The organism is Streptomyces sp. NPDC052016 (assembly GCF_044548445.1).
In the GTDB taxonomy this organism is placed as follows: Bacteria; Actinomycetota; Actinomycetes; order Streptomycetales; family Streptomycetaceae; genus Streptomyces.
Genome location: NZ_JBIUBX010000006.1, coordinates 92,936 through 117,462, shown reverse-complemented (window position 1 = coordinate 117,462; position 24,527 = coordinate 92,936). Strand labels below are relative to the sequence as shown.

The following is a 24,527-nucleotide window of genomic DNA, read 5'->3' as shown; positions in this document are numbered from 1 at the left end:
GGTCTCCGGCCCCCTCCTCCGGGACGGCGGAGGAGGGGAGAACGGGAGTGGGGGGATGGGCGGAGCGAGTGACGGGGGCGGGTCAGCCGTTGACGGCCGGGATCACCCGCGCGCCGTAGGCGTCGATGACCTTCTCCTGCGCGTCGTGCATGTCGTAGACGGCGAACTGGTCGACGCCCAGCTCGCGCAGGGCGTTCAGCTTCTCGATGTGCTTCTCGACCGGTCCGATGACGCAGAACCGGTCGACGATCTCGTCGGGCACGAAGGCGGTGTCGGGGTTGTCGCTGCGGCCGTGGTGGGAGTAGTCGTACCCCTGGCGTGCCTTGATGTAGTCGGTGAGCTCCTGCGGGACCTGGGAGGAGTGCTCGCCGTACTTCGCCACCAGGTCGGCGACGTGGTTGCCGACCATCCCGCCGAACCAGCGGCACTGGTCGCGGGCGTGGGCGAGCGCCTCCGGGGAGTCGTCCTCGGTGACGTAGGCGGGGGCGGCGACGCAGATCCTGACCTCGGCGGGGTCGCGGCCGGCGGCGACGGCGGCGTCCTTCACGGCCTTGACCATGTACTCGGTCAGGTAGAGGTCGGCGAGCTGGAGGATGAACCCGTCGGCCTCCTCACCGGTCATCTTCAGCGCCTTGGGGCCGTACGCGGCCATCCAGACGGGGAGTTCGGCCCCCGGCCTGATCCACGGGAACCTGACGACCGTGCCGCCGAGGTCGGCCTCGTCGCCGCTGCCGAGGGCGCGGATGACCTTCATGGCCTCGCTGATGCGGGCCAGGGTGTTGGGTTTGCGGCCGGCGACGCGCATGGCCGAGTCGCCGCGGCCGATGCCGCACACCGTACGGTTGCCGAACATGTCGTTGAGGGTGGCGAAGGTGGATGCGGTGACCTCCCAGGTGCGGGTGCCCGGGTTCGTCACCATCGGGCCCACCTTGAGCTTCTGCGTGTTGGCCAGGATCTGGCTGTAGATCACGAACGGCTCCTGCCAGAGCACGGCGGAGTCGAAGGTCCAGCCGTGGGTGAAGCCGTTGCGCTCGGCGCGCTTCATGAGGCTGATGACCCGTGAGGCGGGCGGGTCGGTCTGCAGGACGAGTCCGAAGTCCATGGCGCCACTCCCTAGGTGAGGTACTGACAGGTGGAGCGCGGGGTGTAGACGCCGTGTCCGGCGTGTCCGGTGTACTCCCGCTCGGTGATGACGGGTTCGCCCCGCGACAGGACCGTCTCGACGCGGCCGGTGACCCGCCTGCCCTCGTAGGCCGAGTAGTCGACGTTCATGTGGTGGGTCCCGGCGGAGAGGATCTGTTCGGCGTGCGGGTCGTAGACGACGACGTCCGCGTCGGCGCCCGGGGCGATGGTGCCCTTCTTCGGGTACATGCCGAACATGCGGGCCGGGGTGGCGCAGGCGATCTCGATCCAGCGGCGGCGCGAGATGTGCCCGTCGACGACGGCCTGGTGCAGCAGGTCCATACGGTTCTCGACGCCCGGCAGACCGTTGGGGATCTTGGAGAAGTCGCCGCGGCCGAGTTCCTTCTGGCCGACGAAACAGAAGGGGCAGTGGTCGGTGGAGACCACCTGGAGGTCGTTGGTCCTCAGTCCCTGCCAGAGCTTGGCCTGGTGCTCCTTCGGGCGCAGGGGCGTGGAGCAGACGTACTTCGCGCCCTCGAAGTCGGGCTCGGCGAGGTTGTCCGTGGACAGGAACAGGTACTGCGGGCAGGTCTCGCCGAAGACGTTCAGTCCCTCGTCGCGCGCCCTGGCCAGTTCGGCGACGGCCTCCATCGCCGAGACGTGCACGACGTACAGCGGGGCCCCCGCCACCTGGGCCAGCCTGATGGCGCGGTGGGTGGCCTCGGCCTCCAGCAGGGCCTTGCGGACCTCGCCGTGATACCTCGGATCCGTCTCTCCCCGGGCCAGCGCCTGCTCGACCAGGACGTCGATCGCGATGCCGTTCTCGGCGTGCATCATGATCAGGCCGCCGTTCTCGGCGGAGCGCTGCATGGCGCGCAGGATCTGGCCGTCGTCGCTGTAGAAGACGCCCGGGTAGGCCATGAACTGCTTGAAGGAGGTCACGCCCTCCTCGATCAGCAGGTCCATCTCCTTGAGCGTCTCCTGGTTGACGTCGGAGACGATCATGTGGAAGCCGTAGTCGATCGCGCAGTTGCCCTCGGCCTTGGCGTGCCAGGCGTCCAGGCCCTCGCGCAGGGTGTGGCCGACGCTCTGCACGGCGAAGTCGACGATGGTGGTCGTACCGCCCCAGGCGGCCGCCCGGGTGCCGGTCTCGAAGGTGTCGGAGGCGAAGGTGCCGCCGAACGGCAGTTCCATGTGGGTGTGGACGTCGACGCCGCCCGGGATCACGTACTTCCCGGTAGCGTCGATGGTCCGCTCGGCCGTCCAGGCCTCGGCGGCCGGGGTGCCGGAGGCGGCGAGGGCGGCGACACGGCCGTCCTCGATCAGGACGTCGGCGTGGATCTCGTCGGACGCGGTGATGACGAGACCGCCGCGGATGACGGTACGGCTGCTCATGCTCCCTCTCCTACGGTTTCGCTCGGCTGGGGGCAGTCTGGAAGGCTCGGGTCGTCCAGGTTCGATCGCGCGGTTCCCCGCGCCCCCGGCAGCAGGGGGTGCGGGGAACCGCGTCCGTCACGGCGCGGTCAGCGGACCGTACGCCTCCGGACGGCGGTCGCGGTAGAACTGCCAGCGGTCGCGGACCTCGCGCAGCTTGGCCATGTCCAGGTCGCGGACGACGAGCTCGGTCTCCTTGTCGCTCGCCACCTCCCCCACGAACTGGGCCTCCGGGTCCACGAAGTAGGAGGTCCCGTAGAAGTCGTTGTCGCCCAGCTCCTCCACGCCGACCCGGTTGATCGCGCCGACGAAGTACTCGTTGGCGACGGCCGCCGCCGGCTGCTCGAGCTGCCAGAGGTAGGCGGACAGGCCGCGCGAGGTCGCGGACGGGTTGAAGACGATCTCGGCGCCCTCCAGGCCCAGGGCGCGCCAGCCCTCGGGAAAGTGCCGGTCGTAGCAGATGTAGACGCCGATCCTGCCGACGGCGGTGTCGAAGACGGGCCAGCCGGCGTTGCCGGGGCGGAAGTAGAACTTCTCCCAGAAGCCCTTGACCTGCGGGATGTGGTGCTTGCGGTACTTGCCGAGGTACGAGCCGTCCGCGTCGATCACGGCCGCGGTGTTGTAGAGGACACCGGGCTGCTCCTCCTCGTACATCGGCAGGACGAGGACGATGCCCAGCTCCCGGGCGAGCGCCTGGAAGCGCTTGACGATCGGCCCGTCGGGAATCTGCTCGGCGTACTCGTAGAACGCCGGGTCCTGGACCTGGCAGAAGTACGGCCCGTAGAACAGTTCCTGGAAGCACATGACGCGAGCACCCTGCGCGGCCGCGTCGCGCACCGCCCGCTCGTGTACCTGGATCATCGACTCCTTGTCGCCGGTCCACGCGGTCTGGAAGACGGCGGCACGGATCACTCTGCTCATCGGAACCTCCGGTCGCTCGGTGTGCGGCGAGCCTAGGAAGTCCGCGAGCGGGCTTTGAGTGGCAGCGTGTCACGTCTGCGGGCGTGCGGCGTGCCACCGTGTCACGCGTTCGCCGGCCCATGTTTCACCGCCGTTGTCGCAGGTCGTCCCATGTTTCACTCCTGTTGCGCGCCGTGCGGTGCGGCGCTCTGTCATCCCTGTTGGGCGTCGTGCGCGAGGAGCGCGATGTGCACCGAGGCGGCCTGCTCGAAGTCGTCCAGGTCGACCCCGAGCCGGCTCTCTATCGCCTCCAGCCGGCGGTACAGCGCGGGCCGGGAGACGTGGTGGAGCTGGGCGGTGCGGGACTTGTTGCGGCCGGTGGCGAGGTAGGTGCGCAGAACGGCGAGGAGGTCCTCGCCGGCCGCGCACAGCAGCCCGTCGAGCTCCCGCTCGGCGAAGGACTGCACGTGCGGGTCGTCGCGCAGCAGCCGGATCAGGCCCCTAAGGTGGACGTCCCTGAGGCGGACGACCGCCGGGAGGTGGAGGGCGGCCGAGGAGTCGGCGACGGCGTCCGCGACGTGCTGTGCCTCGCGCAGTCCGGCGGGCACGTCGTCCCAGGCGGTCCGCGGGTCGGCCGCGGCGACGACGGTGCGGCTCTCCCCCGACTCGGTGCGCAGCCGGGCGGCGAAGTGCGCGGCGAGCGCCTCGGCGTCCTGGTCGCGGGCGAGGCTGAGCAGCACGGCGGTGGCCCCGTCGGCGAGTTCGGCGACCAGTCCCGGCAGGCCCAGCAGGCGCAGCATGCGGTCCAGTGGGGCGGGCGTGGCGTCGCGGACGACCAGCGGGACGAAGGTGCGCCGGTTGACGGGCAGCCCGGCGGCCCGCGCGCGGGGCAGCAGCTGCCGCGCCGGTACGACGCCGGAGACCAGGTCGGTGAGCAGGCCCTGGGCGGACTGCTCCTCCCAGGTGTGGGCGGCGGTGCCGCCCAGCATGCGGTGCAGGACGAGGGCCTCGGCTGCCCGGTCGGCGAGCAGCCGCCCGCCCGCGGTGTCGCCGCGGTAGCCGCACAGCACGATCTGCCCCCAGCGTTCCCCGCGTCCGCCCAGCTCGGCACGGATCCAGCCGTCTCCCTCGCTGCCGCCGGCCTGGCGGGCGATGCGCTCCCAGTCGCGCAGCACGTCGTCGACCGCGGACCGCTCCCCGGCGGTGGCCAGGACGCGGTGGGCGAGGTTGGTGACGACGACGGGACAGCCGCTGTGCTGGGCGACCTCGTCGAGCAGCCTCTGCAGCGGCGCGCCGGCGGTGATGAGCCCGGTGAGGGCGGTGCGTACGGCTTCCGAGAGGCTGACGGCGGCGAACTTCCTGCGGACGAGCCGTGACTGGACCTCCTCGGTCAGTTCGGCGAAGGGGAAGGGCCGGTGCAGGACGACCATGGGCAGCCCGCAGCGTTCGGCGGCGCGCCGCATCACGTCCGGCGGCGCGGGGAAGGCCCGCCCGAGGCCGAGGACGACGGCGGCGGCCTCCGCGCGGTACAGGGACTGGATGTACTCGCCCTGCTTGCCCTCGTCGCCGGCGAGCAGCACCCCGGTGGTGAGCACCATCTCGCCGCCGCTGAGCATCACGCCGACGTCGGGGGCCTCGGCGACGTGCACCCAGCGCACGGGCCGGTCGAGCTGGGCCGCGCCGGCCACCACCTCGGGCTCCCCGGCCAGCACGCGCTCCAGCGAGAGGACCTGACGGACGGACAGGGCCGGTTCGAGGGGCTCCACGGGTCCCCAGTACTCCGAGGTGGTGGTCATGGCGTTGTTCCCTTGTTTTCCGTGGCTCGGTCCGCCTCCGGGACGGTGCGAGCCGCTCCGGCCCGCCCGCCCTGCTCGGCCTCCGGTCGTTACTCCGTGCTCCTCAGCGCGCCTTCGAGGATCGCGGCGCCCTCCTCGGCCTCCGCGACGGTCAGGGACAGCGGTGGCGCGATGCGCAGCGCGCTGGTGTCGTGTCCGCCGCCCTTGCCGATCAGCAGGCCGTCCGCGCGGGCCGCCTCCAGGACGGCGGCCACCCGGCCGGGGTCGGCCCGGTCGGTGCCGGGCCGGGTGAGCTCGACGCCGATCATCAGTCCGCGCCCGCGCACCTCCCGTACGCCCGGGTCCTGTGCGGTGACGGCCCGCAGCCGCTCGATGAGCAGTCCGCCGACCCGGCGGGCGTTGCCCGGGAGGTCGTGTTCCAGCAGGTAGGCGAGGTTGGCCAGGCCGGCCGCCATGGTGATCTGGGTGCCGCCGAACGTCGAGATGCTGTTGGCGTCGAGGCAGTTCATGATCTCGGCGCGGGCGATGACACCGCCGATGGACATGCCGTTGCCGACGCCCTTGGCGAAGGTGACGATGTCGGGCGGGCCGCTCCCGCCGTGCGCCTGCCAGCCCCAGAAGTGCTCGCCGGTGCGGCCCCAGCCGGTCTGCACCTCGTCGGCGATCCACAGGATCCCGTGTGCGTTCAGCACCTCACGGAATGCCGCGTACAGTCCGTCGGGCGGCGAGGTGAAGCCGCCGACGCCCTGGATCGGCTCGGCGATCAGCGCGGCGGGCGGCCGGGTGTGGCCGAGGAGGTCCTCGAGGTCCTCGACGCAGGCCGCGATGAACTCGGCGTCGCTCAGGGAGGCGTACGGGCCTCGGGTGCGCACGCCTCCGTGCACGTACAGGGTCTGCAGCGGGGACAGGGAGGTCGGGGACCAGCCGCGGTTGCCGGTGATGCCGACGGCGCTGAAGGAGCGGCCGTGGTAGCTGTTGCGCATCGCCAGGACGGTGTTGCTGCGCCGGTACGTCGTCGCCAGCAGCAGCGCCGTGTCGTTGGCCTCGGTGCCGGAGGTGGTGAAGAAGACGCGGGCGTCGGGGATGTCGCTGAGCCGGGCGATGCGTTCGGCGAGTTCGACCATCGGCCGGTTGAGGTAGAGGGTGGAGGAGTGGATGATCCGCTCGGCCTGCTCGCTCACCGCCTTCGTCACCTCGGGCAGCGCGTGCGCGGTCATGGTCGTCAGGATGCCGCCGAAGAAGTCGAGGTACCTGTTGCCCTGGGCGTCCCAGACGTGGCGGCCCTCTCCGTGGGTGATCTCCAGCGGGTTGTCGTAGTAGAGGGCGAGCCAGTCCGGGAGGACCTTGCGGTGGCGTGCGTACAGGTCGTTGCTCATGGCTGCACCAGCCCTTCGTAGGCGTCGGGCCGTCGGTCGCGGTAGAAGGCCCAGGTCTGCCGCACCTGCTCGACGAGGTCGAAGTCGAGATCGCGGACGAGGAGTTCCTCGTCCTTGTCGCTGGCCACCGCGCCGACGAACTGGCCGCGCGGGTCGACGAAGTACGACGTCCCGTAGAAGTCGTTGTCCCCGTACTGCTCGACCCCCACCCGGTTGATCGCGGCGACGAAGTACTCGTTGGCGACCGCGGCCGCCGGCTGCTCCAGCCGCCAGAGGTGGGCGGAGAGCCCCCGGTGGGTGGCGGACGGGTTGTACACCAACTGGGCTCCGTTGAGACCGAGCTGCCGCCAGCCCTCCGGGAAGTGGCGGTCGTAGCAGATGTAGACGCCGACCTTGCCGACAGCCGTGTCGAAGACGGGCCAGCCGAGGTTGCCGGGCTTGAAGTAGTACTTCTCCCAGAAGCCCTTGACCTGCGGGATGTGGTGTTTGCGGTACTTGCCGAGGTAGGTGCCGTCGGCGTCGATCACGGCCGCGGTGTTGTAGTAGAAGCCGGACTGCTCGATCTCGAAGACGGGGACGACGACCACCATGCCCGTCTCGCGCGCGAGCTCCCGCATACGGCGCACGGTCGGCCCGTCGGGGACCGGCTCGGCCCAGCGGTAGTGCTCCGGCTCCTGGACCTGGCAGAAGTAGGGGGAGTTGAAGACTTCCTGGAACCCGATGATCTTCGCGCCCTGCCGGGCCGCCTCGCGGGCGTGCTCCTCGTGTTTCGCCACCATGGACTCGGTGTCGCCGGTCCAGGTGGCCTGGACCAGAGCGGCACGTACGACGTTGGCCATGAGCTGCTCCTTCGACGGGAAACGTCAGAGCCTCTACGCCTGTAGACGATGGCCGTAGAGGGACGAACGTAAGCCTCGGGGACAGGCTTGCCAAGACCATCGTCGTCAACCCGCGGGGTCGATCGCGTTTCACACTCCGGTGGGTGAGTCGGGGCGCGGACGGCGTACCCGGTGCGCGGTACGGGTCAGGTGGTGAGTCCCGCGACGCGCAGGGCGTGCACCAGGTCCCAGTGGCGTTCGTCCGAGACGCCCCGGGCGGCCTCCAGCAGCAGCGGGACGAGGGTCTGCGGGTCGGGGGCGGCGCTGCGGGCCGCCTCCTCGGGGGTGCGGACCCGGACGTAGGCGTCGAGCAGCGCCCGTGTCTCCCGGCGGCGGCCCTGGGCGGCCAGCGCGCGGACGGCCTCCCCGATCTCCTCGGCGGGCCGGGCCACGCCCTGCCGCAGGATCTGCTCGCCGTCGGCCGTGCGCCCGGCCTCGGCCAGCGCGTCCGCCGCGGCGACGAGCCGGTCGGCGGACAGCGAGGCGGCCTCCCACAGCAGGGTCGACCAGTCGGCGGTGAGCCCCGCGCGCTGCAGTTCGGCGGCGAGCAGCGGGACCCGGGCGGCGGGCCAGGAGGCGAGTTCCGCGAGCAGCGCGTGCGCCTCGCCGCTGCGCCCTTCCCCGCGCAGCCGCACCAGCCGCGCCACCGCGTCGGCGGTCTCCCGCCGCGCCACCGGGTCCGGCGGCTGGGGCCGCGGGGGCTCCGGCCGCTCCTGAACGGTCTCGGCGGCCCCCGCGAAGCGGGCACCGCGGAGGGTGCGGCGCGAGGTGGGCGCGGGCTGCACGGGTCCGGCGGCCGGCGGTACGACGACAGGTGCGGCGGCCTCCTCCTCGACCATGCCGGCGAAGCGCGCGCTGCCCCGCCGGCGCTTGCGCTGCTTGGGGGCGGGGACGCTCGGGGCCGGGGTGGGGACGCTCGGGGCCGGGGCGGGTCCGGCGGGCGGGGGTGCGGCGGGGGCGGGTTCGACGGGGGCGGCTCCGGGGTGGCGTCCCTGGTGCGACACGGGCGCGGAGTCGATGCCGGCGAAGCGGCGGAGGTCGCCGTAGGGGGCGGCCTCCGGGGTGTCGCCGTAGGGGGCGACCTCCGGGGTGTCGCCGTAGGGGGTGCGGGCGGGGGCCGCGGGGGCGTCACCGTGGGCGGACGAAGCCGCGGCCGCCGCAGTGGCGCCGTACCCGGACGAAGCCGTGAACTCCGCAGTGGCGCCGTACGCGGCCGGAGCCGGGGTGTCCTCCTGGGCGGCCCGAGCCGGGGCCGCCGGGGTGTCGTCGTACACGGAGGCCGTGGGGCTCGCCTCGGCCGCGCCGGTGGCCCGGCGGATCGCGGGGGACTCCCTCCGGCCGGCCCCCGCACGCCGGTCGGCCTCGGCCATGCGGTAGCGGAGTTCCGCGCAGCGGGCCGTGGCCCGCTCATGGTCGTCGTGGGCCCAGGCGAGGTCGAGGCGGAGGGCGTCGGCCTCCTCGCGGGTGGCCGCCGCGGCCAGCCGGCGGCCCAGTTCGGCCTGGCGCTCGACGGCGTAGCGCTGTTCGCGGAGCATGACATCGAGGCGGTCCCCGAGGGCGTCGCGGCCGCCGGGCCGGTCGTCGTGGGCGACGAGGGCGGCGAGGTGCAGGGGCCGGGCCCGTTCCGCTTCCCGGGCGGCGGCCGGTGTGCCGTGCTCCGCGGCGAGGTCCTGGAGCAGCGCCTCCACGACGTCCCAGGGCGGCATCTCGCGTCCGTCGAGGCAGGCCCGCATGCCGTCCGGGTCGCGCTGCCAGAACACCGCGCACCAGCCGGAGCCCTGGTCCAGGCGCGCCAGGAGACCATCCAGGTAGTTCGCGAACTCCCGGACGTGGGCCGGGAGTTGATCCAGAGTCATCGCCCAACTCCCGCCCGACCGGAACACTCCGGTCCGTAAGAGAACACCAGCCGTGTTACAGCGCGGCTACGAGGAGTTTTCAAGGGGGGCTCGACGGGCTCATCGCACGACCGCGGCGGCTATGCGGGCGGCTATGCGGCGGGGTCCACCACCTCCACGAGGACACACCGCGCCGCCAGGTCGTCCATGGACAGCCCGAGGGCACGGGCGAGGGCGGCGACGGTGAAGAAGGCCGGGGTCGGGGCACGCCCCGTCTCGATCTTGCGGAGGGTCTCGGCGGAGATCCCGGCGCTCGCCGCGATCTCGGTCATGCTCCGGCCGCCTCGCGCCTCGCGGAGCAGCATGCCGAGCCGCTCGCCGCGCTCGCGTTCTTCGGGGGTCAACGGGGTGCGCACCATGGCGTCATTCTAATACCGGTATAGTAATTGGCATGGTGGAACTGAAGACGGACACATCGATCGACGCCATGTACGAGACGGGCCAGGTGGTCGCACGCGCCCTGACGGCCGTGCGGGAGGCCGCCGACGTGGGCGTCTCCCTGCTGGAACTGGACGAGCTGGCACACCATGTGCTGCGCGAGGCGGGCGCGACCTCCCCGTTCCTCGGCTACCGCCCGTCCTTCGCGCCGACGCCCTTCCCGGCCGTGATCTGCGCGTCCGTGAACGACGCGATCGTGCACGGCATCCCCACCCGCTACCGGCTGCGCGACGGCGACCTGGTCTCGATCGACTTCGGCGCGCAACTGAACGGCTGGGCCGGCGACTCCGCGATCAGCTTCACGGTGGGCCGGCCTCGCCCGGCGGACCTCCGCCTGATCGAGACCGCCGAGCGTGCCCTGGCGGCCGGAATCGAGGCAGCCGTCGTGGGCAACCGCATCGGCGACATCGCCCACGCGATCGGCACGGTCTGCCGGTCGGCCGGCTACGGGATCCCGGACGGCTTCGGCGGCCACGGCGTGGGCCGCCACATGCACGAGGACCCCGGGGTGCCCAACGAGGGCCGCCCCGGCCGGGGCCTCCCCCTGCGCCACGGCATGGTCCTGGCGATCGAGCCCATGCTCATCGCCGGCGGCACGGACGGCTACCACGCGGCCCCCGACGGCTGGACCCTCAAGACGAACGACGGTTCGCGGGCGGCCCACGCGGAACACACGGTGGCGATCACGAAGACGGGCCCACGCGTGCTCACGGCACGCGAAGCCGCCCGGGGCACCGCTCCCCAGGGCCCGTCCGACGGATCAGGTCGAGGGAAAGCGGCGGTGGTTGGCCGGGGCCGGTGACCGGCGCCGGTGACGGGGGCCGGTGACCGGCCCCGGTGACCGGGGCCGGTGAGCGCGGCTGCGCGGCGGAGAGGGCGTCGACGCGAGAGGTCTCCCGTACCGGGGAGGGAGCGTCGACGCGATGGGGAGCCTCCCGTACCGGGGAGCATCTCCCGCCCGAGCGAAGCCCGGAGCCGGGGAGGGCGTAGGAGACCCCGCGTCCCCGGCGCGATCCGCCGGACGGCCCCAGGCACTGTCGTCCCCCCGCCGTCCGCAGGAGGGCGCGCCCCGCGACGACGACGGGGACCTCCCGCACACGGCGGCCTCTCCCGCCCGAGCGAAACCCGGAGCGGGACAGCGGACGCGCGCGGAGGAGTGCGCGGCCGAGCGCGGAGGTGTGTGCGGACGCGCGCGCCAGGCATCGCGGGTCGGGCGGGAAGGTCACGGCCGGCCCCGCGCCGGAGTGGTGCGCGGCAGCAGGTGGGGAACGCGCCCCGGCGGCTCCCCCCGCGGTCGCGCGGGCGGACGTGTGCACGGGTCTCGGAGGCCATGGGGGACGTACAGCTCGGAACGTTTCCTCGCACGCATGCGCGAGCGGCCCGTGACAGCCGGGCCCTCGTCGGCGGGCGCCAGCAGACCGGCAACCTGCCGGCGGCATCTGCCTTCTGCACACAATCCCACTTTCGGGCGTCTTCTTGTCGGGCCCTCGCACCCTGCAGCTAGCTAGGTGCAGCTCCCCCCTCCTCGCCCGGGGCTCCCGACGAGCCGCGGGCCGGGCCGGTCCCCGCCGTCGAGATCGAGGGGCGCCGGCCGGAGGATCGCGGGGAGACCAGCAGACAAGGAGTGGTCATGAAGAAGGCCTACGAAGCGCCGACGCTCGTCCGGCTCGGAACGTTCCGCAAGGAGACGGGGCTCCTGGGATTCGCCGGCAACGACCGGTTGATCCTGAGCAAGAACTGACGGCGACCGTCCTGACCCGACGTCATGACTGAACTGCACGAGAGTGCGGGGACGGGCCCCGGCGACGCGCACTTCGCGGTCTTCACCGACCGCGCGGACGCGGCCGCCGTGGCCTGCTCCTTCGCCCGGCCGGGCTCCCGGACCCTCCCCCACGCCTCGGGCCGGCCCTGGCTGGTCGGCCGCTGGCACGACGACGAGGTCGTGACGGCACGGGCCGGCGACGCCGCCCTCGCCCTCATCGGCTGCTGCCCGGTGGACGCGGACGAACTGCGGCGGTGGGCCGCGCGGTTGCGGGATCTCGCGGAGCTGGACGCAATGGCCCGGTCCCTCCCCGGCAGCTTCCATCTGGTCGCCGCGCTCGACGGCCGGGTCCGGGTGCAGGGCACCGCCTCCGGCCTGCGACTCGTCTTCCACGCGGAGATCGACGGCGTGCGGGTGGCCGCGAGCCGTGCCGACACCCTCGCCTGTGCCCTCGGCCTCGAACCCGACGCGGGGGAGCTGGCCGTCCGACTGCTGTGGCCCGCCCCCTATCCGCTGTCCGAGACCTCCCTGTGGCCGGCGGTCACCGCCGTGCCCCCGCAGGACGCAGTGGTCGTCGCCGCGGACGGGCGCACCGCCCGGCACACCCGCTGGTGGACGCCGCCGGAGCCGGTCCGGCCGCTCGCCGAGGGGGCGCCCCTGATCCGGGCGGCGCTCGAGGAGGCCGTCGACGCACGCACCCGGCAGGGCGGCGTGGTCAGCTGCGACCTGTCCGGCGGACTGGACTCCACTTCCGTCTGCTTCCTCGCCGCCCGCTCCCCCGCCCGCGTGGTGGCCGGTACCTGGCCAGGACGCGATCCGGCGGACACCGACCTGTACTGGGCCGAGCGGGCGGCCGGGCACCTCCCCCAGGTCGAGCACGTGGTCTGGGACGCCGACGCCTCACCACTGGTCTACGACGACCTGCTCGGCATCGACGACCTGCTCGACGAACCCACCATCGGCGTCATGGACCGCTCACGGGTCCTGCACCACCTGCCGGCACTGGCCGCGCGCGGCAGCCGGCTGCACCTGACCGGCATCGGCGGCGACCACGTGGCCTGGTGCTCCGAGGCCTACTACCACCGGCTCGTGCGCACCCGCCCACTGTTCGGGCTGCGGCAGCTGCGTGGGTTCCGGGCGCTGTGGCAGTGGCCGCTCGGGGGGACGATCCACGCCCTCGCGGACTCCCGGCCGTACCGGACGTGGCTCGCCGACGCCGCGGACCGGCTGCGCGACCCCGCCCCGCCGTCCGTGGCCACCGGACTCGGGTGGGGCATGGCGCCACGCCTGTTCGGCTGGGTGACCGCGGACGCCGAGCGGTCGGCGCGCCGCGCGCTGCTCGACGCCGCGGCGACGGCCGAGCCGCTGCACCCCGACCGGGGCATGCACGCGGACCTGGTGCAGATCCGCTCGACCACACGCGTCATCCGGCAGTGGGACCGGATGGCGGCCCGCGCGGGCCTGCCCATGGCCTCGCCCTTCCTCGACGACCGTGTCATCGAGGCCTGTCTCTCCGTACGGCCGGACGAGCGGGTCACGCCCTGGCGGTACAAGCCGGTGTTGACCGCCGCGATGAGCGGCGTCGTGCCCGAGGCGTGCCTGCGGCGCGCCACCAAGGCGACGGCGTCCATGGACGCGTCCGACGGACTGCGCGAACACCGCGCCGATCTGCTGGCGCTGTGGGAGGACTCCCGGCTGGAGCGGCTGGGACTGGTGGACGGCGCCGAGCTGCGCCGCCTCGCCCTCCGGCCCGCCTCCCCGGGCCTGTCCGCAGCGATCCTCTACTCCACGATCGCCGCCGAGGTATGGCTGCGCGGGCTGTCCCGCGGCCGTACCCGGATCTCCTGAACACGCCCCCTCACCTCACCGTCGCGTCAGAAAGGCGAACGCCATGCCCCTGCGCTTCGACCCCCACGTCTCCACGGCCGAGACCGACTACGGCACCGTCCTGCTGGACGAACGGGCCGGCACCTACTGGGAGTTGAACCCGACGGCCACGCTGGTGGTCCGGACGCTGCTCGACGGCGGCGAGGAGACGGACGCGGCCGCCGCCCTGATCCGCGAGTTCGACATCGACACGGCGCAGGCCCTCCGCGACGTCGAGGCGCTGGTCGGGCACCTGCGTGAGGCGGGGCTGGCCTCATGACGACACCCAGTGCGCTGGAGAGGCCCACCGGTGTGCCCTTGCGCCGGCGGCTGGCCGCCCGGCTGGTCCTCCTGCCCGCCGTGGCCCTCGCCCTGCTTCCGCCCCGCCGCATCCGCGCCGTCCTGCGGCTCCTGAGCCGGGGGGCGACGCCCGCCACCGCCGAGCAGGCGCGGGGCGCACGGGACGCCATGTGCGCCGTCAGTCTGCGCTGCACCGGGCCCAGGGGGTGCCTGCCGCGTTCCCTGGGAGCCGCCCTGCTGTGCCGGCTCGGCGGGGGGTGGCCGACCTGGTGCGCCGGGGTCCGCGTCGTCCCGCCGTTCACCGCGCACGCCTGGATCGAGGCGGAGGGCCACCCCGTCGGCGAGGGGGTGCCGGACGGCTACTTCGCCCGGCTGGTGGCGGTTCCCCCACCGTCCGGAGACCGATGACCGGCGGCACGGTCCCGGAGGCCGGGCCCGACGCGCCCGCGACGGCCGGCCGGCGGCCACCGCCGACGGCACCCCGGCCTCCCCCGGGCGGCGACACGTCGACCCGGGCGGCGGTGGTCACGCTCTACCGGCTCACCGGCGGACCTCGCGCTGGTGGCGGGGTTCTACGAACCGGACGGGGGCGCCGTGCTGTTCGACGGCCGCCCCGCGGCCGACTCGGCCGTGACGCTGCCGCCGGCGCCTCGCCGTCGTGGACCAGAGCACCCACGTGGTCCACGGCACCCTGCGCGAGAACATCACCTACGCCGTCCCCGGCGCCACCGAGGCGGAGGTCCGGCGTGTCGTCGAGCTGACCCCGCTCGATGAGGTCGTCGACCGGCTCTCCGGCGGCGTGGACACCGTCGTGGGTGAGCGCGGCAGCACCCTCTCGGGCGGCGAACGCCGCCGTGTCGCGCCGGCCCGGGCCCTGCGCGCCCGCCCCTCGCTCCTCGTGCTGGACGAGCGTCCCAGCTCGACGCGATCAACGAGTCGGCGCCGACGACCGTGATGGAGGACGTGCAGGAGTGCGCCCCGCTGGTCATCGCCCACCGGCTGTCCACCGTGCGGCACGCCGACCACGTCGTCGTGCCGCACCAGGCACAGCCGCCCGCGGACGCCACGAGGAGCTGCCGGCCGGCAGCCCGCTCTACCGTGAGCCGGCCGCGAGCCAGATGCTGCGGCCGGGCGGGCGCCCCGCGAGCCGGCCGGGGCCCACCCACCCGTAGGCGTTCCAGCACATGCCCATCGGGACGGATCGTGTCATCGTGGCATGAGTGAGCTCAGACCTGGTTACCCGGCCCCGGCATGACGGCCAGCCAAGGAACGGAACACGATGACCAGCGGCTTCACCAGCCCGGAGGGCTACAACGACCCCTTCGGTGAATTCCTGGCCCGCTTCTTCGGCGGGCCCCGCCCCGGCCCCCGCCAGATCAACATCGGCCAGCTCCTCAGCCAGCCGGCCAGGGAGCTGGTCCGGGGCGCGGCCCAGTACGCGGCCGAGCACGGCAGCCGCGACCTGGACACCGAGCACCTGCTGCGGGCGGCCCTCTCGGCGGAGCCGACGCGCAGTCTGCTCAGCCGGGCGGGCGCGGATCCCGACTCCCTCGCGACGGAGATCGACGAGCGCGCGGGCCCGGTCCAGCATCCGCCGGGCGAGACCCCGCCGCCCACCTCGCTGTCCCTGACGCCGGCCGCCAAGCGCGCCCTGCTGGACGCCCACGACCTGGCCCGCTCGCGCGGCGCGGGCTACATCGGCCCGGAGCACGTGCTGAGCGCCCTGGCGGCGAACCCGGACTCCGCGGCCGGGCACATCCTCAACGCGGCCCGGTTCGCGCCTTCCGGCGGTCCGCCCGAGGCCCCGGAGACCAAGCAGGCCCGTCCGGAGCGGCCCTGGCCCGCCGCCACGCCCACGCTGGACAAGTACAGCCGCGATCTCACCGAGCTGGCCCGCCAGGGCCGTATCGACCCGGTGATCGGCCGCGAGGACGAGATCGAGCAGACCATCGAGGTGCTCTCCCGGCGGGGCAAGAACAACCCGGTGCTGATCGGCGACGCGGGCGTCGGCAAGACCGCCGTCGTGGAGGGGCTCGCCCAACGCATCGCGGACGGCGACGTGCCGGACGTGCTGTCCGGGCGGCGGGTCGTCGCCCTGGACCTGACCGGCGTGGTCGCCGGCACCCGCTACCGGGGGGACTTCGAGGAGCGCCTGAACAACATCGTCGACGAGATCCGCACGCACTCCGACAAGCTGATCGTCTTCATCGACGAGCTGCACACCGTCGTCGGCGCGGGCGGAGGCGGCGAGGGCGGGTCGATGGACGCGGGCAACATCCTCAAGCCGCCGCTGGCCCGCGGCGAACTGCACATCGTGGGCGCGACGACGCTGGAGGAGTTCCGGCGCGTGGAGAAGGACGCGGCGCTGGCCCGCCGTTTCCAGCCGATCCTCGTGCCCGAGCCGTCCGTGTCGGACACCATCGAGATCCTGCGCGGGCTGCAGGACCGCTACGAGGCCCACCACCAGGTCCGTTACACCGACGAGGCGCTGGTGGCGGCCGTGGAGCTGTCCGACCGGTACCTCACCGACCGCCGGCTGCCGGACAAGGCCATCGACCTGATCGACCAGGCCGGCGCCCGGGTGCGTCTCGGCGCCCGCACGAAGGGCACCGACGTGCGCGCCATGGAGCGGGAGGTCGAGCAGCTCGCCCGCGACAAGGACCAGGCGGTCGCGGACGAGCAGTACGAGCAGGCCACCCAGCTCCGGGACCGCATCGTGGAACTGAAGCAGCGGATCGCGGACGCCAGCGGCGGCGACGAGGCCGACGAGGGGCAGAACCTGGAGGTCACCGCCGAGGCCATCGCGGAGGTGGTGTCCCGGCAGACCGGCATCCCCGTCGCGAGCCTCACCCAGGAGGAGAAGGACCGGCTGCTCGGCCTGGAGGAGCACCTGCACGAGCGGGTCGTCGGCCAGAACGAGGCCGTGCGGGTGGTCGCGGACGCCGTGCTGCGCTCCCGCGCGGGCCTGGCGAGCCCGGACCGTCCGATCGGCAGCTTCCTGTTCCTCGGCCCGACCGGCGTCGGCAAGACGGAGCTGGCCCGCGCGCTGTCGGAGGCGCTGTTCGGCAGCGAGGAGCGGATGGTGCGCCTCGACATGAGCGAGTACCAGGAGCGGCACACCGTCAGCCGGCTGGTCGGCGCCCCGCCCGGCTACGTCGGCCACGAGGAGGCCGGTCAGCTCACCGAGGTCGTGCGCCGGCACCCGTACTCGCTGCTCCTGCTCGACGAGGTGGAGAAGGCGCACCCGGACGTCTTCAACATCCTGCTCCAGGTGCTCGACGACGGGCGGCTGACCGACGCGCAGGGCCGGACGGTCGACTTCACCAACACCGTCATCGTGATGACCAGCAACCTGGGCTCGGAGGCGATCACCCGGCGCGGGGCCGGCGTCGGCTTCGGTGCGGGCGGCGCGGAGGCCGACGAGGAGGCGCGGCGGGAGCAGATTCTGCGGCCGCTGCGGGAGCACTTCCGGCCGGAGTTCCTCAACCGCATCGACGAGATCGTCGTCTTCCGTCAGCTCACCGGCGCGCAACTGCGGCAGATCACCGACCTGTTGCTGGAGAAGACCCGCCGGCTGATGCGCGCGCAGGGCATCGGGGTGGAGTTCACCGGCGCGGCCGTGGACTGGCTCGCCGAGCGCGGCTACCAGCCCGAGTACGGTGCCCGACCGCTGCGCCGTACCATCCAGCGCGAGGTCGACAACCAGCTGTCCAGGCTCCTGCTCGACGGCCGGGTCGGGGAGGGCGACCGGGTGACGGTGGACGTGGAGGACGGGCGGCTCGCGTTCCGCACGCCGCCGCCCGTCCCCACCGCGGAGCTATGAGGTGGGGAACACCACCTGTGCCGATCCGCCGCCGCGCCGGACCGTCTCGGCGGCGGCCAGCCACTCGCCGTTCGGCAGCCGCTGCACGCCGGTCACCGCGCCGATCTCGGGGTTCTGCCGGAAGGAGTGCCCGATGTCCTCCAGTTGCCGGGCCGTCGCACTGCCGTAGAGGCCGGGTTCGATTTCGGTCTGGGCGGCGTTGCGCTGGCTGGCGCGGGGCGCGGCGATCGCGTCGACGAGCGGCAGCCCGCGGTCGAGGAACCCGGTGAGCGTCTGCAGCACCGTGGTGATGATGGTCGCGCCGCCGGGCGAGCCGAGGGCAACGACCGGCTTGTCGTGCCGGTCGAGGACGATCGTGGGCGAGATGGACGACCGCGGCCGCTTGCCCGGGCCGGGCAGGTTCGGGTCGTGGACGGCCGGGTTGGCCGGGGCGAACGAGAAGTCCGTCAGCTCGTTGTTGAGGATGAAGCCGCGTCCGGGGACGGTGATGCCGCTGCCGCCGGTCTGCTCGATGGTGAGCGTGTAGGCGACGACGTTCCCCCACTTGTCGGCCACCGTCAGATGCGTGGTGTTCTCGCCCTCGTACGTCGTCGGCGCCGCCGTGCCGCCGGTGCCGCAGTCCGCCGGTTCGCGCGGGTCGCCGGGCGCCAGCGGGCTGGTGAGCACCGCGTCGTCCTTGATCAGGCACGCCCGTGAGTCGGCGTACCGCTGCGACAGCAGTTCCTTCGTCGGTACGTCCTCGAAGGCGGGGTCGCCGACCCAGCGCCCGCGGTCGGCGAACGCGATGCGGCTGGCCTCGATGAAGCGGTGCAGGTACTGGGCCTCGCTCGCCCTGGAGAGGTCGCTCCGCTCCAGGATGTTGAGCGCCTCGCCGACGGTGGTGCCGCCGGAGGAGGAGGGGGCGATGGAGTAGACGCCGAGACCCCGGTACGTCGTCTTCGTGGGCGCCTGGAGCTTGGTGCTGTAGGCCGCGAGGTCCTTCTCGGCCAGCTTGCCCGGGCGGGCGTTCCAGCCCGAAGCCGGGTCGACGGGCGGGTCGTTGACCGTGTCGACGATGTCGTCGGCGATGTCCCCTCGGTACAGGGCGCGCACGCCCTTCCTCCCCAGCTCCGCGTAGGTGCGGGCGAGGTCGGGGTTCTTGAACGTCGAGCCGACGACCGGGAGTTGCCCGCCGGGCAGGAACAGCTCGGCCGTGTCCGGGAAGTAGCGGAAGCGGGTCTCGTTGGCGGCGGTCTGGCTGCGGAAGGTGGCGTCGACGGTGAAGCCGTCGCGGGCGAGGCGCTCGGCGGGCTTCAGGAGTGTGCCGAGCTTTCTGCTGCCCCACTTGTCGAGCGCCGTCGCCCAGGTGGCGGGCGTGCCCGGGGTGCCCACGCCCAGGCCGCTGCTGACGGCGTCGGCGAAGGCGAGGGGCTTGCCGTTCTCCAGGAAGAGGTCCTCGTCGGCGGTCAGCGGGGCGGTCTCACGGCCGTCGATCGTCTTCACCGTGCGGGACTTGGCGTCGTAGTAGACGAAGTAGCCACCTCCGCCGATGCCGGCGGAGTAGGGCTCGGTGACGCCGAGCGCGGCGGCGGTGGCGACGGCCGCGTCCACGGCGTTGCCGCCCTTCCTCAGCACCTCGATGCCGGCGGCGGAGGCGTCCGCGTCGACGCTGGCGACGGCTCCGCCGTGGCCGACGGCGACCGGGACCTTCTCGACGGGTGTCGCCTTCGCGGCGGGTGGCGCCGCGGCCCCCACCGAGACGACGGCGGCCGAGACCGCCAGGACCGACAGTTTCCGCGCGACAGGGCGACGCATCCGTACCTCCAGTCGGGGACCGTCCGCGCAGCGTAACCACATTGCGGGGGCCTCGACAGACCGCCTCGGCGCGATGTCGCACGACTGCCACATCTCGAACAGGGGTACGTTCCCATCGTATGCGCCCGCTAGCATGCGCGCCCATGAACGACGACGTGCGCAACATCGTCCTGGGCGTGGTCGCGGCCGGTGTCAGTGCCGCGCTCGGCTGGGTTGCCCGCACTTATCTGTGGAAGCGGAGACTCCGGCGCAAGCAGGCGTTCTTCGGGCTGCCCGACAACTCGGAGGCGCTGCTCGTGGTGAACCGCGGCGCGGGCGGTCCGGAGCTGACGGTGATGCGCTACGACGTGTTCGCGCTGCTCGAACTGGCCGCTCTGATCAAGGACTGTGGCGCCCAGGTGCAGGTCGTCGCGCACGACGGGGCCCGCCAGGGATTCGGTGAGCGCACCGAGTTCTGTGTCGGCGGACCGGCCTCCAATCGCCGCATGACGGCGCACCTGGCCTCGCTGCTGCCCGGCGTGCGGATGAACGTCGACGCCGAACCGACGCCCGACCGCGGGGCGTTCCAGATCGGCAGCGAGCGCTACCGCCTGGAGGTCGGCGTCGCGGAGTACGTCCTGCTCGCTCGGCTCACCGTCGACGCGAGCCCGCACAACCGGCCCGTCTTCCTCTTCTGCGGCCAGACCGCCATCACCAACCAGGCCGCGACCCGCTATCTCGCCCGCCATCACGAGCGGTTGCGGCGCAAGCACGGAACCGGTTCCTTCGTCCTGCTGCTGAAGGTCGTCAACTCGCACGCGTACGGCCCGGACGTGGTGGAGCTGGTGGCGGACGTGACGCGGGCCGCCCAGGCGCCGCTGCCGGCGCAGGCGACCGCTCCACGGACCTCCCACCGCGCCTCCTGAGTTCCTTCACACCACAACAATCGTTACTGGCACGTAACTTACTGCCGGTTACCCGCCGGGGAGCCCGGCGGTTACCGTCGGGTCACTTTGCTCGGAGATCCATGAGGAGTGACCGTGGCACACCACCGCCAGGCCCTGCGCACGGCCGCCGTGGGCGCCGTCTCCGCTTCCCTGATCGCCGGTGGCGCCGTCGGTCTGGCCCCCACCGCGCGGGCGGCGGACGGCACGAGCGTCCGCTTCGTCGACATCCACGGGGACGGCGGGACCGTCCTCAAGGCGAACGTCGTCATGCCGGCCGCTGCCGACGGCGACCGGCGCCACCCCTTGATCGTGCTGCCCACGTCCTGGGGCTTCCCGCAGGTCCAGTACCTCGCGCAGGCCCGGGCGCTCGCCGACTCCGGCTACATCGTGGTCGGTTACAACGTGCGGGGCTTCTGGCAGTCCGGCGGCGAGATCGAGGTCGCGGGCCCGGCCGACGTGGCCGACGCCCGTGAGGTGATCGACTGGGCACTCGCCCACACCCCGGCCGACCCGCGCCGCATCGGCATGGCGGGCGTCTCCTACGGCGCCGGCATCAGCCTGCTGGCCGCCGCGCACGACCCGCGCGTCCGGGCGGTCGCCTCCCTCAGCGGCTGGGCCGACCTGATCGGCTCCATCTACTCCGGCCGCACCCAGCACACCCAGGCAGCGACCCTGCTGCACACCGTGGGCAAGGTCGCCGGCCGGGAGAGCGCGGAGACCCGGCGGGTGTTCTCCGACTTCCTCTCGGGCGACCTGTCCCGGGAACAGGAGATGACCGCCTGGGGGAGACGGCGCTCCGCCGGCACGTACGTGGACCGGATCAACAAGAACGGCACCGCCGTCCTGCTCGCCGGCGCCTGGGGCGACACGGTCTTCCCGCCCAACCAGAGCGCCGAGTTCTACGAGAAGCTGACCGGGCCCAAGCGGCTGGAGCTGCGCCCCGGCGACCACGCGACACCCGAGCTCACCGGCATGCTCGGGCTGCCCAACGACCTGTGGACCGACACCCGGCGCTGGTTCGACCGCTTTCTCAGGGGCGTCGACAACGGCGTCGACCGCGAGCAGCCGGTACGGCTGAAGTCCCGTACCGCCGGAGGCCACGAGGGCTACCCGGACTGGAAGTCGGTGGCCGCGACCACCCGCAAGATCGACCTGGCGGGCACGGCGACGATCCACACCAACGTCGACTCGGGCGCGGACGGCGGCATCGTCTTCCTGTCGAGCGTCCTCGACCAGGTGGCCCGGCTGCCCCCGGTGGCCTCGATCCCCCTGCTCCCCCGCCGCTGGGCCGCCGTCTGGCAGTCCGGGAGGTACGCCACGGCCCAACGGGTGCGCGGCACGGCCGTGTTGCACACGACGGTCACCCCGACCGCGGAGAGCGGCACCCTCGTCGCGTACCTGTACGACGTGGGGCCGCTCGGCCTCGGCAAGCTGGTCAGCAACGCGCCGTACAGCTTCCACGGGCGCACGCCCGGCAAGCCGTTCGGCCTCGATCTGGAGCTGTTCTCCACGGCCTACGACGTCCCGGCGGGGCACCGGCTCGCCCTGGTCGTGGACACGGTCGACCCGCTCTACTTCGAGCACAACCCGTCCGGCGCACGGCTGACCTTCTCCTCACCGCCGAACGACCCGTCGTACGTGTCGGTTCCGCTGCGCGAGCAGTGATCTGCGACCGCGGCCGGGCGGGTGGAGCTCTGCGAACTGCCGCCTCTACGGCCCGGATGAACGGCACATCGTAGTCGACGTCCGTTCCGGGGTCATGGGGTGCGGTCTTCCCGCCCGCGCGCGGGATGCCCGAGGACGGCTTACGCGGGCGGCCGGTGGCGGTGACTCAGGCTTCCGCGACCTCGCCGTACAGCTGGGACAGCTCGGGAACCCCGTTGGCCGCCCACTCCTGACCGGCCGTCACCACGTCGAACTCCCGGCCCGACGCCAGCCGGACGACGGGCCGGTCGCCCGGCCAGACCTGCCAGACGGCGCCGGGGACGGTGCGCACGATGACCGTTCCGAGGTAGAGACCGGCGTCGTTGCCGAGCCAGGGCAGGATCTCCTCGTCGTCGCGCCAACGGGGCAGGAGCTGGTCGAGGGCCTCCAGGGAGTGCTCGGTGTCGTCGAGCGGGACGCCTTCCTGGGCCGCCAGGGAGCGCAGCAGCTCGCATTCGGAGAGGAGTGCGGCGACTCCCTCGGGATCCGCCTCCAGCGCCGCCTCAGCGTCCTTCTTGCGCCTGCTGCCCAGGAAAGGGATGTTCATACGCCCAGCGTGACATTCGCACCGGCGTGCGCACCACAGGGCGCGCGGACGGCCGCCTCCGGCCGCGTTCTCCTCCGCGGCAGGCGTGGCGCGTGCCGCGCGCGGCGGTCGCTACGGCGCCGCCGTGCGCCCGTGGCCGGCCGGATGCGCGCCGGAGTCGGCCCGCGCGCCGAAGTGTCCCGGACCCCCGTGCCGGTACCTGTCCACTCTTCGACCACGCTCGAGGGCGCCTCGCTGCCGGCTCGGGACCCGGCGGCCGCGGGTCGCGCACCGGGGCCGCGCCCGGACCGTCCCGGGTGCCCCGCCGACCCGGCGAGGCGGGGCCGCGGGCACGCCGGACGGCGTCCGCGCCAGCGGGCGGCCGGTGCGCATCACCGGGCGGGCACGGCGCCCTCGCCGTCCCGGTCACGCGCACGGGCGTCGCCACGCCGTGACGGACGGGCCCCGGGGGCTGCCGGGGCTCCGGGAACCCCGGGGGCTACACCTCCAGGTCGACGACGACCGGGGCGTGGTCCGAGGCGCCCTTGCCCTTGCGCTCCTCGCGGTCGACGTAGGAGTCCTTCACGGCCTTGGCGAACGGCGCGTTGCCGTAGACCAGGTCGATGCGCATGCCTCGGTTCTTGGGGAAGCAGAGCTGGCGGTAGTCCCAGTAGGTGAAGGGGTGCTCGTACTTCAGCGGGCGGGGGACCACATCCGACAGGCCGGCCTCGCGCAGGGAGGCGAGGGCCGCCCGCTCGGCGGGGGTGACGTGGGTGGCGCCCTCGAAGGCGGCCACGTCGAAGACGTCGTCGTCGGTCGGCGCCACGTTGTAGTCGCCCATCACGGCGAAGGGGCGGCTGCCCGACGCGTCACCGGCGACGGCCGCCCTGAGGGCCTCGAACCACTGGAGCTTGTAGGCGTAGTGCGGGTGGTCCACCTCGCGGCCGTTCGGCACGTACACCGACCAGACGCGGACCGGGCCGCAGGTCGCGGAGATCGCGCGGGGCTCCGGGGCGCCGTCGTAGCCGGGGTCGCCGGGCAGGCCCTTGACCACGTCCTCGATGCCGACGCGGGAGAGCACCGCCACGCCGTTCCACCGGCCGGTCGCGTGGACCGCCGCCTCGTAGCCCAGCTCGCGCAGCTGGTCGAACGGGAACTGGTCCTCGGCGACCTTGGCCTCCTGGAGGCAGAGCACGTCGGTGCCGCTGCTCTCCAGCCAGGCCAGGAGCCTCGGCAGGCGGGCGGTGATCGAGTTCACGTTCCAGGTGGCGATGCGCATGTCTCACAACCTACCCGGAGCCTGTGACAACGCGGTCCTCAGACCTCCGCGGACGCCCCCGACGCCAGCCGGCCGTGCTCCGCGCCGCCCAGGTTGCCCAGGTGGGCGTCGTAGATGGGGCGGGCGAGGTCGGTGAGGAGGGCGTCGTGGATGTCGTAGACGCGGTGCGGTCCGACCTCGCGGACGTACTCGATGACCTCGGAGATCTTGCTCCAGGGGGCCTGCACCGGGGCGAGGAGCGTCTCCACCGGGTGGCCGGGGACGGTGAGGGCGTCGCCGGGGTGGAAGACGCGTCCGCCGTCGATCAGATAACCGACGTTGGTGATGCGCGGCAGGTCCGGGTGGATCACGGCGTGCAGCTCGCCGTGGACCTGGACGTCGAAGCCGGCGGCGGTGAAGGTGTCGCCGTGGCCGACGGTGTGGACGCGGCCCGGAAAAGCGGCCGCGATCTCCTCGGCGACGGACCGCAGCGTCCAGATCTCGGCGGCCGGGTTGGCCTCCATGGCCGCCCGCAGCCGGGCCTCGTCGAAGTGGTCGGGGTGCTCGTGCGTGACGAGGAGGGCGTCCGCGCCGAGCGCGGCGTCCTCCTCGGTGAACGCGCCCGGGTCGAGGACGAGCGTGCGTCCGTCCTTCTCCAGGCGGACGCAGGCGTGCGACTTCTTCGTGAGCTTCATGGGCGTCGTGGGCGTCATGGGTCCATCCTGCCCT

General features: G+C 73.1%; 20 protein-coding genes and 1 pseudogene. 9 read left to right on the top strand and 12 right to left on the bottom strand.

What is annotated here, in order from left to right:
- Positions 1 to 82: 82 nt before the first annotated feature.
- The 8 genes from ACIHAR_RS09985 to ACIHAR_RS09950 form a co-directional block, all read right to left on the bottom strand.
- Positions 83 to 1,102 (bottom strand): TIGR03842 family LLM class F420-dependent oxidoreductase, encoded by a 1,020-nt coding sequence (locus ACIHAR_RS09985; protein WP_365459273.1) that lies wholly within the window; start codon positions 1,100 to 1,102, stop codon positions 83 to 85.
- Positions 1,103 to 1,113: 11 nt separating this feature from the next.
- Positions 1,114 to 2,517: a dihydropyrimidinase gene (hydA, locus tag ACIHAR_RS09980; RefSeq protein ID WP_400018392.1), complete on the bottom strand. Its 1,404-nt coding sequence runs from the start codon at positions 2,515 to 2,517 to the stop codon at positions 1,114 to 1,116.
- A gap of 117 nt (positions 2,518 to 2,634) precedes the next feature.
- Positions 2,635 to 3,477: a nitrilase-related carbon-nitrogen hydrolase gene (locus tag ACIHAR_RS09975; RefSeq protein ID WP_365459267.1), complete on the bottom strand. Its 843-nt coding sequence runs from the start codon at positions 3,475 to 3,477 to the stop codon at positions 2,635 to 2,637.
- A 191-nt stretch (positions 3,478 to 3,668) separates the two neighbouring features.
- Positions 3,669 to 5,252 (bottom strand): PucR family transcriptional regulator, encoded by a 1,584-nt coding sequence (locus ACIHAR_RS09970; protein ID WP_400018389.1) that lies wholly within the window; start codon positions 5,250 to 5,252, stop codon positions 3,669 to 3,671.
- Between the two features lie 89 nt (positions 5,253 to 5,341).
- Complete coding sequence (locus tag ACIHAR_RS09965; protein ID WP_365459261.1) at positions 5,342 to 6,628, bottom strand: aspartate aminotransferase family protein; 1,287 nt, start codon at positions 6,626 to 6,628, stop codon at positions 5,342 to 5,344.
- Entirely contained in the window at positions 6,625 to 7,467 is an 843-nt protein-coding gene (locus ACIHAR_RS09960; RefSeq protein ID WP_365459258.1) for a nitrilase-related carbon-nitrogen hydrolase, read from the bottom strand. The genes ACIHAR_RS09965 and ACIHAR_RS09960 overlap by 4 nt, the downstream gene beginning before the upstream one ends.
- 185 nt (positions 7,468 to 7,652) lie before the next feature.
- Complete coding sequence (locus ACIHAR_RS09955; RefSeq protein ID WP_400018386.1) at positions 7,653 to 9,362, bottom strand: hypothetical protein; 1,710 nt, start codon at positions 9,360 to 9,362, stop codon at positions 7,653 to 7,655.
- A gap of 131 nt (positions 9,363 to 9,493) precedes the next feature.
- A complete protein-coding gene (locus tag ACIHAR_RS09950) occupies positions 9,494 to 9,760 on the bottom strand; it encodes a helix-turn-helix transcriptional regulator (RefSeq protein WP_365459252.1) in 267 nt (88 codons plus the stop codon).
- 32 nt (positions 9,761 to 9,792) lie between these two features.
- Between ACIHAR_RS09950 and map the strand changes: the two are divergent.
- The 7 genes and pseudogenes from map to ACIHAR_RS09915 form a co-directional block, all read left to right on the top strand.
- Positions 9,793 to 10,557 (top strand): annotated as a pseudogene (map, locus tag ACIHAR_RS09945) (type I methionyl aminopeptidase); the annotation flags it as partial.
- Positions 10,558 to 11,469: 912 nt separating this feature from the next.
- Positions 11,470 to 11,580 carry a keywimysin-related RiPP gene (locus ACIHAR_RS09940; RefSeq protein WP_107467028.1) on the top strand — a complete coding sequence of 37 codons (111 nt, stop codon included), beginning with the start codon at positions 11,470 to 11,472 and terminating at the stop codon, positions 11,578 to 11,580.
- 24 nt (positions 11,581 to 11,604) lie between these two features.
- Positions 11,605 to 13,449, top strand: coding sequence for a lasso peptide isopeptide bond-forming cyclase (locus tag ACIHAR_RS09935; protein WP_400018383.1), 1,845 nt, complete (start codon positions 11,605 to 11,607; stop codon positions 13,447 to 13,449).
- A gap of 43 nt (positions 13,450 to 13,492) precedes the next feature.
- Positions 13,493 to 13,747, top strand: coding sequence for a lasso peptide biosynthesis PqqD family chaperone (locus tag ACIHAR_RS09930; protein WP_365459249.1), 255 nt, complete (start codon positions 13,493 to 13,495; stop codon positions 13,745 to 13,747).
- Positions 13,744 to 14,175: a lasso peptide biosynthesis B2 protein gene (locus ACIHAR_RS09925; protein ID WP_365459246.1), complete on the top strand. Its 432-nt coding sequence runs from the start codon at positions 13,744 to 13,746 to the stop codon at positions 14,173 to 14,175. The genes ACIHAR_RS09930 and ACIHAR_RS09925 overlap by 4 nt, the downstream gene beginning before the upstream one ends.
- Before the next feature lie 250 nt (positions 14,176 to 14,425).
- Positions 14,426 to 14,722 carry an ATP-binding cassette domain-containing protein gene (locus ACIHAR_RS09920; RefSeq protein WP_400018380.1) on the top strand — a complete coding sequence of 99 codons (297 nt, stop codon included), beginning with the start codon at positions 14,426 to 14,428 and terminating at the stop codon, positions 14,720 to 14,722.
- Positions 14,723 to 15,046: 324 nt separating this feature from the next.
- Entirely contained in the window at positions 15,047 to 17,590 is a 2,544-nt protein-coding gene (locus ACIHAR_RS09915; protein WP_400018378.1) for an ATP-dependent Clp protease ATP-binding subunit, read from the top strand.
- On the opposite strand, the gene ggt is transcribed toward ACIHAR_RS09915, so the two are convergent.
- Positions 17,585 to 19,384, bottom strand: coding sequence for a gamma-glutamyltransferase (ggt, locus tag ACIHAR_RS09910; protein ID WP_400018376.1), 1,800 nt, complete (start codon positions 19,382 to 19,384; stop codon positions 17,585 to 17,587). The genes ACIHAR_RS09915 and ggt overlap by 6 nt on opposite strands.
- A gap of 143 nt (positions 19,385 to 19,527) precedes the next feature.
- Between ggt and ACIHAR_RS09905 the strand changes: the two genes are divergently transcribed.
- Positions 19,528 to 20,289 (top strand): hypothetical protein, encoded by a 762-nt coding sequence (locus ACIHAR_RS09905; RefSeq protein WP_400018374.1) that lies wholly within the window; start codon positions 19,528 to 19,530, stop codon positions 20,287 to 20,289.
- A 114-nt stretch (positions 20,290 to 20,403) separates the two neighbouring features.
- Complete coding sequence (locus tag ACIHAR_RS09900; RefSeq protein WP_400018372.1) at positions 20,404 to 21,975, top strand: alpha/beta fold hydrolase; 1,572 nt, start codon at positions 20,404 to 20,406, stop codon at positions 21,973 to 21,975.
- A 166-nt stretch (positions 21,976 to 22,141) separates the two neighbouring features.
- On the opposite strand, the gene ACIHAR_RS09895 is transcribed toward ACIHAR_RS09900, so the two are convergent.
- From ACIHAR_RS09895 to ACIHAR_RS09885, 3 genes are all read right to left on the bottom strand, one after another.
- The gene (locus ACIHAR_RS09895; protein WP_365459228.1) at positions 22,142 to 22,561 is read right to left on the bottom strand and encodes a DUF6278 family protein; all 420 of its coding nucleotides are present in this window, start codon (positions 22,559 to 22,561) and stop codon (positions 22,142 to 22,144) included.
- Between the two features lie 478 nt (positions 22,562 to 23,039).
- Positions 23,040 to 23,819: an exodeoxyribonuclease III gene (locus tag ACIHAR_RS09890; protein ID WP_365459225.1), complete on the bottom strand. Its 780-nt coding sequence runs from the start codon at positions 23,817 to 23,819 to the stop codon at positions 23,040 to 23,042.
- A 38-nt stretch (positions 23,820 to 23,857) separates the two neighbouring features.
- On the bottom strand, positions 23,858 to 24,493 hold the full coding sequence (locus ACIHAR_RS09885) for an MBL fold metallo-hydrolase (protein WP_400018602.1): 636 nt from the start codon (positions 24,491 to 24,493) through the stop codon (positions 23,858 to 23,860).
- Positions 24,494 to 24,527 lie beyond the last annotated feature (34 nt).